This window comes from Pseudomonas sp. P7759, assembly GCF_013386445.1.
Taxonomy (GTDB): Bacteria; Pseudomonadota; Gammaproteobacteria; order Pseudomonadales; family Pseudomonadaceae; genus Aquipseudomonas; species Aquipseudomonas azotoformans_A.
On the sequence record NZ_JACART010000003.1, the window covers coordinates 1 to 12,251 of the forward strand.

Annotated in this window: 13 protein-coding genes, 1 tRNA gene and 1 rRNA gene; 13 read left to right on the top strand and 2 right to left on the bottom strand. The window is 58.8% G+C overall.

Features of this window, described 5'->3' with window-relative positions; all coding sequences use genetic code 11:
* The first annotated feature begins 163 nt into the window (after positions 1 to 163).
* Positions 164 to 279: ribosomal RNA gene (rrf, locus tag HX823_RS00715) — 5S ribosomal RNA — on the top strand.
* 356 nt (positions 280 to 635) lie between these two features.
* Here rrf and HX823_RS00720 read toward each other — a convergent pair.
* Positions 636 to 720: transfer RNA gene (locus HX823_RS00720), tRNA-Leu, on the bottom strand.
* Positions 721 to 828: 108 nt separating this feature from the next.
* Here HX823_RS00720 and queA point away from each other — a divergent pair.
* The 6 genes from queA (at position 829) to HX823_RS00750 (ending at position 6,902) form a co-directional block, all read left to right on the top strand.
* The gene (queA, locus tag HX823_RS00725) at positions 829 to 1,878 is read left to right on the top strand and encodes a tRNA preQ1(34) S-adenosylmethionine ribosyltransferase-isomerase QueA (protein ID WP_033898643.1); all 1,050 of its coding nucleotides are present in this window, start codon (positions 829 to 831) and stop codon (positions 1,876 to 1,878) included.
* Positions 1,879 to 1,883: 5 nt separating this feature from the next.
* Positions 1,884 to 2,999: a tRNA guanosine(34) transglycosylase Tgt gene (tgt, locus tag HX823_RS00730; protein ID WP_003175976.1), complete on the top strand. Its 1,116-nt coding sequence runs from the start codon at positions 1,884 to 1,886 to the stop codon at positions 2,997 to 2,999.
* 43 nt (positions 3,000 to 3,042) lie between these two features.
* Positions 3,043 to 3,381, top strand: a complete 339-nt coding sequence (gene yajC / locus HX823_RS00735) for a preprotein translocase subunit YajC (RefSeq protein ID WP_003175975.1) — start codon at positions 3,043 to 3,045, stop codon at positions 3,379 to 3,381.
* A gap of 62 nt (positions 3,382 to 3,443) precedes the next feature.
* Entirely contained in the window at positions 3,444 to 5,312 is a 1,869-nt protein-coding gene (gene secD / locus HX823_RS00740) for a protein translocase subunit SecD (RefSeq protein ID WP_038848819.1), read from the top strand.
* Positions 5,313 to 5,321: 9 nt separating this feature from the next.
* Entirely contained in the window at positions 5,322 to 6,236 is a 915-nt protein-coding gene (gene secF / locus HX823_RS00745) for a protein translocase subunit SecF (RefSeq protein WP_038848816.1), read from the top strand.
* 123 nt (positions 6,237 to 6,359) lie between these two features.
* Positions 6,360 to 6,902, top strand: a complete 543-nt coding sequence (locus tag HX823_RS00750) for a glycine zipper 2TM domain-containing protein (RefSeq protein WP_010207894.1) — start codon at positions 6,360 to 6,362, stop codon at positions 6,900 to 6,902.
* 57 nt (positions 6,903 to 6,959) lie between these two features.
* On the opposite strand, the gene suhB is transcribed toward HX823_RS00750, so the two are convergent.
* Complete coding sequence (gene suhB, locus HX823_RS00755; protein ID WP_003175971.1) at positions 6,960 to 7,775, bottom strand: inositol-phosphate phosphatase; 816 nt, start codon at positions 7,773 to 7,775, stop codon at positions 6,960 to 6,962.
* A 145-nt stretch (positions 7,776 to 7,920) separates the two neighbouring features.
* Here suhB and trmJ point away from each other — a divergent pair, with 145 nt between their 5' ends.
* From trmJ to iscA, 6 genes are all read left to right on the top strand, one after another.
* Positions 7,921 to 8,691, top strand: coding sequence for a tRNA (cytosine(32)/uridine(32)-2'-O)-methyltransferase TrmJ (trmJ, locus tag HX823_RS00760; RefSeq protein ID WP_092249224.1), 771 nt, complete (start codon positions 7,921 to 7,923; stop codon positions 8,689 to 8,691).
* A gap of 2 nt (positions 8,692 to 8,693) precedes the next feature.
* Positions 8,694 to 9,476, top strand: coding sequence for a serine O-acetyltransferase (gene cysE / locus HX823_RS00765; RefSeq protein ID WP_033898636.1), 783 nt, complete (start codon positions 8,694 to 8,696; stop codon positions 9,474 to 9,476).
* Positions 9,477 to 9,652: 176 nt separating this feature from the next.
* Entirely contained in the window at positions 9,653 to 10,144 is a 492-nt protein-coding gene (gene iscR / locus HX823_RS00770; RefSeq protein WP_003194020.1) for a Fe-S cluster assembly transcriptional regulator IscR, read from the top strand.
* A gap of 50 nt (positions 10,145 to 10,194) precedes the next feature.
* Positions 10,195 to 11,409, top strand: a complete 1,215-nt coding sequence (locus HX823_RS00775; RefSeq protein ID WP_016971998.1) for an IscS subfamily cysteine desulfurase — start codon at positions 10,195 to 10,197, stop codon at positions 11,407 to 11,409.
* A gap of 99 nt (positions 11,410 to 11,508) precedes the next feature.
* Positions 11,509 to 11,895 carry a Fe-S cluster assembly scaffold IscU gene (gene iscU, locus HX823_RS00780; protein ID WP_028617851.1) on the top strand — a complete coding sequence of 129 codons (387 nt, stop codon included), beginning with the start codon at positions 11,509 to 11,511 and terminating at the stop codon, positions 11,893 to 11,895.
* A 28-nt stretch (positions 11,896 to 11,923) separates the two neighbouring features.
* Positions 11,924 to 12,247: an iron-sulfur cluster assembly protein IscA gene (gene iscA / locus HX823_RS00785; RefSeq protein WP_003175963.1), complete on the top strand. Its 324-nt coding sequence runs from the start codon at positions 11,924 to 11,926 to the stop codon at positions 12,245 to 12,247.
* Positions 12,248 to 12,251 lie beyond the last annotated feature (4 nt).

The window sequence follows — 12,251 nt, forward strand, 5'->3', positions numbered from 1 at the left end:
CCTGACCATATAACACCCAAGCAATTTGACTACTCTAACGAGCATCAGATTGCGGTGTGTGAAGACGATAGAACCGAAAGTTCGAATCTCACAAAACACCGAAAGCTGTCACATACCTAATTTGCTGAAGCGAGGCACATGCCGCGACTCAGTACCCGAATTTCTTGACGACCATAGAGCATTGGAACCACCTGATCCCATCCCGAACTCAGCAGTGAAACGATGCATCGCCGATGGTAGTGTGGGGTTTCCCCATGTGAGAGTAGGTCATCGTCAAGATTAAATTCCGAAACCCCATTTGCGAAAGCAGATGGGGTTTTGTTTTGGGCGGTCGAAAAGTCCTGAAAAGCCCGGAATGACCGCTTCCATAGGCGTTTTCAGCTCTGCATTAGTAAGGGTTTTTTATAAGGGGCAGCAGCGCTGGCACTCAAATACGCTGAGCGCTCTCCAGTAGCTTCTAGAGGCACATGGGCGCGCGATGAATGGTAAGCGAGCATTGCGCTGACAGGGCGCGTCAGAGCGCGCCTGGAGAGGGGCTTGGAATGGTGCACCGCTCACAAAAGAGCAACTTTGCAGGTGACGCACTTTTCTACAGACGAAAAAAAAGACCTTGAATTTCAAGGTCTTTTTTAAGATGGTGCCCCGAGGGAGACTCGAACTCCCACTCCTTTCGAAAACGGATTTTGAATCCGCCGCGTCTACCAATTCCGCCATCAGGGCTCAATGGCGGCGAAGTATAGAGATGAGATTACCGTTGGTCAATCACCTTTCATGGTCAATTTTCACTATTTCCGCTAGACTTCCCGGCCCTGCTAGACGAACTCCATCATGCGCGTTGCTGACTTTACTTTTGAACTCCCTGATTCGCTGATCGCTCGCCATCCTTTGGCCGAGCGTCGCGCCAGTCGACTGCTGACCCTGGACGGGGTGAGTGGCGCCCTCGCACACCGTCAATTCACTGATTTGCTTGAGCATTTGCGCCCAGGCGATCTGATGGTGTTCAACAATACCCGGGTGATTCCGGCGCGGCTGTTTGGCCAGAAAGCTTCCGGCGGCAAGCTGGAAATTCTGGTGGAGCGGGTGCTGGACAGTCATCGCGTACTGGCTCACGTGCGCTCCAGCAAGTCGCCGAAGCCGGGTTCCAGCATCCTCATCGATGGCGGTGGCGAAGCCGAGATGGTTGCGCGTCATGATGCGCTGTTCGAACTCAAGTTTGCCGAAGAGGTATTGCCGCTGCTGGAGCGCGTCGGCCATATGCCGTTGCCGCCCTATATAGACCGCCCCGACGAAGACTCGGACCGCGAACGCTATCAGACGGTGTACTCCCAGCGCCTCGGCGCCGTTGCCGCGCCGACTGCGGGCCTGCACTTCGATCAGCCGCTGCTGGATGCGATTGCCGCCAAGGGCGTCGAGACCGCCTATGTGACCCTGCACGTGGGGGCCGGTACGTTTCAGCCGGTACGTGTGGATAACATCGAAGACCACCATATGCACAGCGAGTGGTTGGAGGTCAGCCAGGACGTCGTGGACGCTGTCGCGGCGTGCAAGGCGCGTGGTGGGCGAGTAGTCGCCGTGGGAACCACCAGCGTGCGCTCGTTGGAAAGCGCGGCGCGTGACGGCGTGCTCAAGCCGTTCAGCGGCGACACCGATATCTTTATCTTCCCAGGCCGGCCCTTCCATGTGGTCGATTGCCTGGTGACCAACTTCCATTTGCCCGAATCCACGCTGTTGATGCTGGTATCGGCATTTGCCGGTTACCCGGAAACCATGGCCGCTTATCAAGCCGCCATCGCCAACGAGTACCGTTTTTTCAGCTACGGTGATGCGATGTTTATCACCCGTAACCCGGCGCCACGCGGCCCAGAGGGAACCTTATGAGTCGTATGTCGTTTGAACTGCTTGCCACTGACGGCAAGGCCCGACGCGGTCGCCTGACCTTTCCGCGCGGCACCGTCGAGACCCCGGCTTTCATGCCGGTCGGCACCTACGGCACCGTCAAGGGCATGCTGCCGCGCGACATCGTCGCCACCGGCGCCGAGATCATCCTCGGCAACACCTTCCACCTGTGGCTGCGCCCGGGCACGGAAGTGATCAAGAAGCACGGCGACCTGCATGACTTCATGAAGTGGCAAGGCCCGATCCTGACCGATTCGGGTGGTTTCCAGGTGTTCAGCCTGGGCGCCATGCGCAAGATCAAGGAGGAGGGCGTGACCTTCGCCTCGCCGGTGGACGGTTCCAAGGTGTTCATGGGGCCGGAAGAGTCGATGCAGGTGCAGCGCGACCTGGGTTCCGACATCGTGATGATTTTCGACGAGTGCACGCCTTACCCGGCTGACGAAGACGTCGCACGAATTTCCATGGAGTTGTCCCTGCGTTGGGCCCAGCGTTCGAAGAATGCCCACGGCGACAACACCGCTGCGCTGTTCGGTATTGTCCAGGGCGGCATGCACGAAAGCCTGCGCAAACGCTCGCTGGAAGGCCTCGACAAAATCGGCTTTGACGGCCTGGCCATCGGCGGTTTGTCGGTGGGCGAGCCCAAGCACGAAATGATCAAGGTGCTGGATTACCTGCCGGGCCTGATGCCGGCTGACAAACCTCGTTACCTTATGGGCGTTGGCAAACCGGAAGATCTCGTAGAGGGTGTGCGCCGCGGTGTGGACATGTTCGATTGCGTGATGCCAACCCGTAATGCCCGCAATGGGCATCTGTTCATCGATACAGGCGTGCTGAAGATCCGTAACGCGTTCCATCGCCATGATGATTCGCCGCTGGATCCCACCTGTGATTGCTACACCTGCCAGAACTTCTCCCGTGCTTATCTGCACCATCTGGACAAGTGTGGGGAAATGCTGGGTAGCATGTTGAATACCATCCACAATTTGCGTCACTACCAAGTCCTGATGGCTGGTTTGCGCGAGGCTATTCAACAGGGTACATTGGCCGCCTTCGTCGATGCCTTCTATGCCAAGCGCGGGCTTCCTGTGCCGCCCTTGGACTGAGTTTTCCGACCCTAAGATTCACTATTTGCAACTGGAGTGCTAAATGAGCTTTTTTATCTCTAACGCCATGGCTGATGCCGCTGCGCCTGCTGCCGCCGGCCCTATGGGCGGTGGTTTCGAGTGGATTTTCCTGGTCGGCTTCCTGGTCATCTTCTACCTGATGATCTGGCGACCACAGGCCAAGCGTGCCAAAGAGCAGAAAAATCTGCTGGGCAGCCTGCAGAAAGGTGACGAAGTTGTGACCACCGGCGGCATCGCTGGCAAGATCACCAAGGTTTCCGATGCTTTCGTGGTACTGGAAGTTTCCGACACCGTAGAAATGAAGTTCCAGAAGGGCGCCATCGCCGCCACGCTGCCAAAAGGCACGCTCAAAGCGATCTGAGTAACAACCTTTACCAATCGACGGGGCGCGCAAGGCGCCCCGCGTTATAAGCGGGCGGCGTGATGCTGAACAAATACCCTCTGTGGAAATACGTACTGATCCTGGCGGTGCTGGCGATCGGTTTTATTTATTCCGCTCCCAATCTCTATCCTGATGACCCGGCGATCCAGATCACTGGCGCCAGCACTTCGCTGCAGGTCAATCAGGCCGATCTGGAACGCGCGAGCAAAGCGCTCACTGACGCGGGTATCCAGGTCAAGGCGGCAACATTGGCTGCTGATGCGAAAGGCGGTTTGTTGCGCCTGACCAAGCAAGAAGACCAATTGCCGGCCAAAGACGTCGTGCGCAAGGCCATGGGTGACGACTACGTCGTCGCACTCAACCTGGCACAGACCACGCCACAATGGCTGCGCAGCATTGGCGCGCATCCGATGAAGCTGGGTCTGGACTTGTCCGGTGGTGTGCACTTCCTGTTGGAAGTCGACATGGACAAAGCCCTCGACGCCCGCCTGAAAGTCTACGAAGGCGATGTGAAGAGCCTGCTGCGTAAAGAGCGCCTGCGTTATCGCAGCCTGCCGCAGCTCAACGGTGCCATTCAGTTGGGTTTCTCTGATGAGGCTTCTCGTGAACAGGCCCGTGCGCTGATCCGTAAAAATTTCAACGATTTCGATATCGTACCGGCTGACCTGAATGGCCAGGCTGTGCTGCGTCTGGCGATGAGCCCGGCGAAGATTGCGGAAATCCGCGAATACTCCATCAAGCAGAACTTGACCACGGTACGTAACCGCGTCAACGAACTGGGTGTAGCCGAGCCGATCGTTCAGCGCCAGGGTGCCAACCGCATCGTGGTTGAGCTGCCGGGCGTACAGGACACTGCTGAAGCCAAGCGTATCCTGGGTAAAACCGCCAACCTGGAATTCCGTCTGGCGGCTGAGCCGGGTGCTACCCGTGCGACTGCCGAAGAATTCGAGTTCCGTGAAGGCAACCGTCCTCCAGCGCTGATCGAGCGTGGCTTGATCATCACCGGTGACCAGGTGACTGACGCCAAGGCTGGTTTCGGCGAGCACGGTACCCCTGAAGTGAACATCCGCCTGGATGGCCATGGCGGCGAACTGATGAGCCGCGCCACGCGCAGCAACGTCGGTCGCAGCATGGCGGTGATCTTCATCGAGCAACGCCCGGTGACCACCTACACCAAGCAAATGGTCAACGGTGTCGAGAAAGACGTGCCGGTACAGACCTTCAAGGAAGAGAAGAAGATCATCAGCCTGGCGACCATCCAGTCGCCGCTGGGTGCTCAATTCCGTATCACCGGCCTGAACGGCCAGGGCGAATCCTCGGAACTGGCCCTGCTGCTGCGTGCCGGTGGCCTGGCTGCCCCGATGTACTTCGCTGAAGAACGTACCATCGGTCCGAGCCTGGGCGCCGACAACATTACCAAGGGTATCGACGCGGCCTTGTGGGGCATGCTGTTCGTGTCCCTGTTCATCATCGCCATCTACCGCTTCTTCGGCATCATCGCCACCGTGGCCCTGGCGGGCAACATGGTCATGTTGCTGGCCCTGATGTCGCTGCTGGGCGCTACGCTGACCCTGCCAGGTATCGCCGGTATCGTACTCACCATGGGTATGGCGGTAGACGCCAACGTACTGATCTTCTCGCGGATCCGTGAAGAGATCGCGGCGGGCATGACCGTACAGCGTGCAATCAACGAAGGCTTCGGCCGGGCATTTACCGCGATTCTCGACTCCAACCTGACCACACTGTTGGTCGGCGGGATTCTCTTTGCCATGGGCACCGGCCCGGTCAAAGGTTTTGCGGTGACCATGTCCCTCGGTATCTTTACCTCGATGTTCACGGCCATCATGGTGACCCGCGCAATGGTCAACCTGATCTTTGGCGGGCGTGACTTCAAGAAGTTGTGGATTTAAGGGGCTGCCATGTTACGTACAATCAACTTCATGGGCGTTCGCAACGTTGCGTTCGGCGTCACCGTGCTCCTTACCGTTCTGGCGTTGTTCAGCTGGTTCCATAAGGGCCTGAACTACGGTCTGGACTTCACTGGCGGTACGCTCATCGAGCTGACCTACGAGAAGCCGGCCGATGTGACCCTGGTGCGCAATGAGCTGGTCAAGGCCGGCTATCACGAAGCCGTCGTGCAGAGTTTTGGTGCGACCACCGACCTGCTGGTGCGTATGCCAGGGGAAGACCCGCAACTGGGTCACCAGGTAGCCGAGGCCTTGCAGAAGGTCGGCGGCGACAACCCGGCATCGGTCAAGCGCGTCGAGTTCGTAGGCCCGCAGGTCGGTGAAGAGCTGCGCGACCAGGGCGGCCTCGGCATGCTTCTGGCGCTGGTCGGCATCATGATCTACCTGGCGTTCCGCTTTCAGTGGAAGTTCGGTGTCGGCGCCATCGTGTCGCTGATCCACGACGTGATCGTGACCGTGGGCATCCTGGCGTACTTCCAGGTGACCTTCGACCTGACCGTACTGGCGGCCGTGCTGGCGATCATTGGTTACTCCCTCAACGACACCATCGTGGTATTTGACCGGGTTCGTGAGAACTTCCGTGTACTGCGCAAGGCGTCGCTGATCGAGAACATCAACATCTCCACCACCCAGACTCTGCTGCGGACCATGGCCACATCGATCTCCACCTTGCTGGCGATCGCAGCGCTTATGATCTTCGGTGGTGACAACCTGTGGGGCTTCTCCCTGGCGCTGTTCATCGGCGTTCTGGCGGGTACCTACTCGTCGATCTACATCGCCAACGTGGTACTGATCTGGCTGAACCTGAACAGCGAAGACCTGATCCCTCCGGCCAGCACTGGCAAGGAGGTCGACGACCGTCCTTGATGGGCGTTTGTTGATCCGCTGAGACAAGAAAGGCGCGAGTATTGAACTCGCGCCTTTTTTTTTGCTCCAAGGCTGGGTATAGCGCGGACGTTTCGGTCCGCTTGTGATGGTCAGGAGGTTCACGTGAACAAGTCGTTGCTGGTTGGTGCGGTATTGGGTGCTGTCGGTGTGACTGCCGGGGGTGCTGTTGCCACCTACAGCCTGGTAAAAAGCGGCCCTGAGTATGCGCAAGTGCTGGCGGTGCAGCCGGTTAAAACCCAGATAAAAACTCCCCGTGAGGTCTGCAAGGACGTCACCGTGACCCGGCAGCGTCCGGTGCAGGATCAGCATCAAATCGCTGGTACGGTCGTAGGTGCCCTGGCGGGTGGCTTGCTGGGCAACCAGATCGGTGGTGGTAACGGTAAGAAGCTGGCCACAGTGGCCGGTGCTGTCGGTGGTGGTTATGCCGGTAACAAGGTTCAGGAAGGCATGCAGAACCGTGACACCTACACCACCACGCAAACCCGTTGTAACACCGTTAACGACATCAGTGACAAGGTGGTCGGGTATGACGTGCGTTACAACCTGGATGGCAAGGAAGGTTCGGTGCGTATGGAGCGCGACCCAGGCAGCCAGATTCCAGTCGACAAAGAAGGTCGTTTGATCCTGGGTCAGAACCAGCAGTAACCGGTTCTACAGGCATAAAAAAAGCACCCCTTGGGGTGCTTTTTTGTGCTCGCTCGCTTAGCGCTTCAGCGAAGCCGGCAGGTGCGGCTGGATCGCCGTCAGGACTGCCTTGAAGCATTTGGTGTTGCCCGCAACCACGTGGCCTTTCTCAAGGAAATCGTGACCGCCGGTGAAGTCGCTCACCAAACCGCCCGCTTCCTGGATCAGTAGCGCGCCCGCAGCCATGTCCCACTCGGACAGGCCCGACTCCCAGAACGCATCGAAGCGACCAGCGGCAACGTAAGCCAGGTCCAGGCTCGCTGCGCCCGCGCGACGGATGCCGGCAGTCTGGCCAACCAGGGCGCGGAACATGCCCAGGTAGTTTTCCAGGTTGTCCATCTGATCGTCCCGGAACGGGAAGCCGGTGCCCAGCAGGGCGCCGTCCAGGCTGGTGCGACCGCTGACGCGCAGGCGACGACCATTCAGCTGGGCGCCACGGCCACGGCTTGCGGTGAATTCTTCCTGGCGAACTGGGTCCAGAACCACGGCGTGTTCCAGGCGACCACGGTATTTGCACGCAATGCTCACGGCAAAGTGCGGGATGCCGCGCAGGAAGTTGGTGGTGCCATCCAGTGGGTCGATGATCCACAGATAGTCTTCGCCTTCACCGCTCCCTTTGTGCAAACCGGTTTCTTCGCCGAGGATGCCGTGGGTAGGGTAGGCCTTGCGCAGCGCGTCGATGATTTTCTGTTCGGCGGCGCGATCCACCTCGGATACATAATCCTTGGCGTCTTTTTCGTCGACCTTGATGGTATCCAGGCGCTCGATGGAGCGGAAGATCAATTCACTGGCGCTGCGGGCGGCGCGCAGCGCGATATTCAGCATGGGCTGCATGGATGTGTCACCTAAGGTTGTTAAAGAAAGCCGAGCATTCTAGCAGAAACTTTCTTCAGGTGAAGGACGACGTTAGCTTTCATGGCATAACCTTAGGCTGTTCTGTAAGATTTGCTCCCCTTTCCCGTGTCCGAGAGCGCCTCCCTTGCTGCAAAACATTCGTGTCGTCTTGGTCAATACCAGTCATCCCGGCAACATCGGCGGGGTGGCGCGAGCCATGAAAAACATGGGGCTGACGCGTCTGGTGCTGGTAGACCCGCGCGTGTTCCCGCACCACGAGGCCGATGCCCGCGCATCCGGCGCCAATGACCTCCTTGAAAAAGCCCAGGTCGTCGCCACCCTGGAAGATGCCTTGGTCGGCTGCAACCTGGTGCTCGGCACCAGTGCCCGCGACCGTCGTATCCCCTGGCCCTTGCTGGATCCGCGTGAGTGCGGCACCAAAGTGGTCGAGGAGGCTGCCGGCGGCGCTGAAATCGCCTTGGTATTTGGCCGTGAAGACTCCGGCCTGACCAATGAAGAGCTGCAGCGATGTCATTACCACGTGCACATCCCATCAGACCCTGAATTCAGCTCGCTGAACCTCGGGGCGGCGGTGCAGGTATTGACCTACGAAGTGCGCATGGCTTGGCTGGCCGCTGCGGGTCAGCCGAGCAAGGTTGAGAAGGACGAGGTCGCGTCGACCAAAAGTGGCGAGTTGGCCACCATGGACGAGCTGGAGCGGTTTTATGAGCACCTGGAGCAAACCCTGGTGGCCATTGAGTTCCTCGATCCGGAAAAGCCACGGCACTTGATGGCACGCCTGCGTCGTCTTTACGGACGTAGCTCGGTCAGCCGGGCTGAAATGAATATATTGCGTGGCATCCTCACGGAAACCCAGAAAGCGGCCCGTGGCGAGCTTCTTAAGCGGAAGGATTAAAAATGTTCGAGCGTTTGCGAGAAGATATCCAGAGTGTTTTCCACCGTGACCCGGCGGCGCGCAACGCCTTTGAAGTGCTGACCTGCTACCCAGGCATGCACGCCATCTGGATCCATCGCCTGTCCGGTGCTTTGTGGGGCATGGGCTGGAAATGGCTGGCGCGGTTAGTGTCGAACTTCGGTCGCTGGCTGACTGGGATCGAGATTCATCCAGGCGCCAAGGTCGGCCGTCGCTTCTTCATCGACCATGGCATGGGCATCGTGATTGGCGAGACTGCCGAGATCGGCGATGACGTGACCCTTTACCAGGGCGTGACGCTTGGCGGCACCAGTTGGAACAAGGGCAAGCGCCACCCAACCTTGGGTGATGGCGTGGTGGTCGGGGCGGGGGCCAAGGTGCTTGGCCCGTTCACCGTCGGCGCGGGCGCCAAGGTCGGCTCCAATGCGGTAGTAACCAAAGCTGTGCCGCCGGGTGCAACCGTTGTGGGTATTCCTGGGCGGATCATCGTCAAGCCGGAAGTTGGCGACGAGCAGGAAGCCAAGCGCAAGGCCATGGCTGAGAAGATTGGCTTCGATGCCTATGGCGTCAGCGAAGACATGCCCGACCCCGTGGCGCGCGCCATTGGCCAGTTGCTGGATCACCTGCAGGCAGTAGATGGCAAGCTGGACGGCATGTGCGGCGCGTTGAAGGACTTGGGCAGCCCCTACTGTGCGAAAGATCTGCCGGAGCTTCGCGAAGAAGACTTCGCCGAAATCAAGGACGAAGCCTCCACCAAGGCAGGCTAAGTGTTTGCTGTTGATCGGCGCAGCCCCGGTTGCGCTGGTCGATCCCACCCCATCCTGCTATGATTCGCGCGCCCTTTTTACGGGTAATCCTGACTAAAGTACTAGGTCTTATAGTTGACTTAAATACTCGGGAATCGCATACTTGCCCCCATTCTGAAACACCTTGGTACTTGTCCATGAGACTGACTACAAAAGGCCGATACGCGGTGACTGCCATGCTCGACCTGGCTTTGCACGCGCAAACTGGGCCGGTGTCCCTGGCCGATATCTCCGAGCGCCAAGGCATTTCCCTGTCCTATCTCGAGCAACTGTTCGCCAAATTGCGTCGTAGCAACCTGGTTTCCAGTGTTCGCGGTCCAGGCGGCGGCTATCAGTTGTCCCGCGACATGCAGGGTATCCAAGTGGCTCAGGTGATCGACGCGGTCAACGAATCCGTCGACGCTACCAAATGCCAGGGCCTGGGTGACTGCCACGCCGGCGACACCTGCCTCACACACCACCTGTGGTGTGACTTGAGCCTGCAGATCCATGAGTTTTTGAGTGGTATCAGCTTGGCTGATCTTGTGACTCGCCGTGAGGTGCAAGAAGTAGCCCAGCGTCAGGACCAGCGCCGTTGCAACACCAAGGCGCCGCGTCTGGACAAGATCGAAGCGTCCGCCGTCGAGTGACAGCCGAAGAGCTAACGGCACGCCAGCCAGCCTGATTTAGGAGAAAGTCCATGAAATTGCCGATTTACCTTGATTACTCAGCGACCACCCCGGTTGATCCGCGTGTCGCGCAAAAGATGAGCGAATGCCTGCTGGTTGACGGAAACTTCGGTAACCCGGCCTCCCGTTCCCACGTATTCGGCTGGAAAGCCGAGGAAGCGGTCGAAAACGCTCGTCGCCAGGTCGCTGACCTGGTTGGCGCAGACCCGCGTGAAATCGTCTGGACCTCCGGTGCTACCGAGTCCGACAACCTGGCTATCAAGGGCGCGGCGCATTTCTACGCGACCAAGGGCAAACACCTGATCACCACCAAGATTGAGCACAAGGCTGTCCTCGACACCATGCGCCAACTGGAACGTGAAGGTTTCGAGGTCACCTACCTTGAGCCAACCACCGACGGTATCGTCACCCCGGCCATGATCGAAGCGGCCCTGCGTGAAGACACCATTCTGGTTTCCGTGATCCACGTGAACAACGAAATCGGCACCATCAACGACATCGCGGCCATCGGCGAGCTGACTCGCTCGAAGGGCATCCTGCTGCACGTCGACGCTGCTCAGTCCACCGGCAAGGTCGACATCGACCTGTCGAAGCTGAAAGTCGACCTGATGTCGTTCTCTGCCCACAAGACCTACGGTCCTAAAGGCATCGGCGCCCTGTACGTGAGCCGCAAGCCTCGCGTGCGCATCGAAGCCACCATGCACGGCGGCGGTCACGAGCGCGGCATGCGTTCGGGCACCCTGGCGACCCACCAGATCGTCGGCATGGGCGAAGCCTTCCGCGTAGCCAAGGAAGACATGGCTGCCGAAAACATCCGCATCAAAGCCCTGAGCGACCGCTTCTACAAGCAGGTCGAGGGTCTTGAAGAGCTGTACATCAACGGCAGCATGACCGCCCGTGTACCGCACAACCTGAATTTGAGCTTCAACTACGTTGAAGGCGAGTCGCTGATCATGGCGCTTAAGGACCTGGCGGTTTCGTCCGGTTCGGCCTGCACCTCGGCGTCCCTTGAGCCTTCGTACGTACTGCGCGCCCTGGGCCGCAACGACGAACTGGCGCACAGCTCGATCCGCTTTACGTTCGGCCGCTTCACCACCGAAGAACAAGTCGACTACGCCGCGCAAAAAGTCTGCGAAGCCGTCAACAAGCTGCGCGTTCTGTCGCCGCTGTGGGACATGTACAAAGACGGCGTCGATATTTCCAAGATCGAGTGGGCGGCACACTAACTATAGAAGCCGCCACCCCAGCTCTGTAGCAACGTGGCGGAAAACGCAGGCGTTTCTACAGGGTTCCAGAGCGGCCCTGATGAGTGAGGATTCAGTACCATGGCTTACAGCGAAAAGGTCATCGACCACTACGAAAACCCGCGCAACGTCGGCAAGATGGACGCGGAAGACCCAGATGTCGGCACCGGCATGGTCGGCGCCCCGGCGTGCGGCGATGTGATGCGCCTGCAGATCAAGGTCAACGACGCTGGCGTTATCGAAGATGCCAAGTTCAAGACCTACGGCTGCGGTTCCGCCATCGCCTCCAGCTCCCTGGCGACCGAATGGATGAAAGGCAAGACCCTGGATGAGGCTGTCACCATCAGCAACACCCAGCTGGCCGAAGAACTGGCCCTGCCGCCAGTGAAAATCCACTGCTCGGTACTCGCAGAAGACGCCATCAAGGCGGCCGTTCGCGACTACAAGCAGAAGAAAGGCTTGATCTAAGCATTTGGCGACGAGTAAGGAGTCAACGATGGCTATCAGCATGACAGAAGCGGCTGCACAGCACATTCGCCGCTCCCTGAATGGGCGCGGTAAAGGTGAGGGGATTCGCCTGGGTGTTCGCACCACAGGCTGCTCCGGCCTTGCCTACGTGCTGGAGTTTGTCGACGAGGTGGTTGCGGAAGACCAGGTGTTCGAAAGTCACGGCGAGAAAGTGATCATCGACCCTAAAAGCCTGACTTACCTGGACGGCACCGAACTCGATTTCGTCAAGGAAGGGTTGAACGAAGGCTTCAAGTTCAACAACCCCAACGTACGCGGTGAATGTGGCTGCGGCGAAAGCTTCAACATCTGAGGCT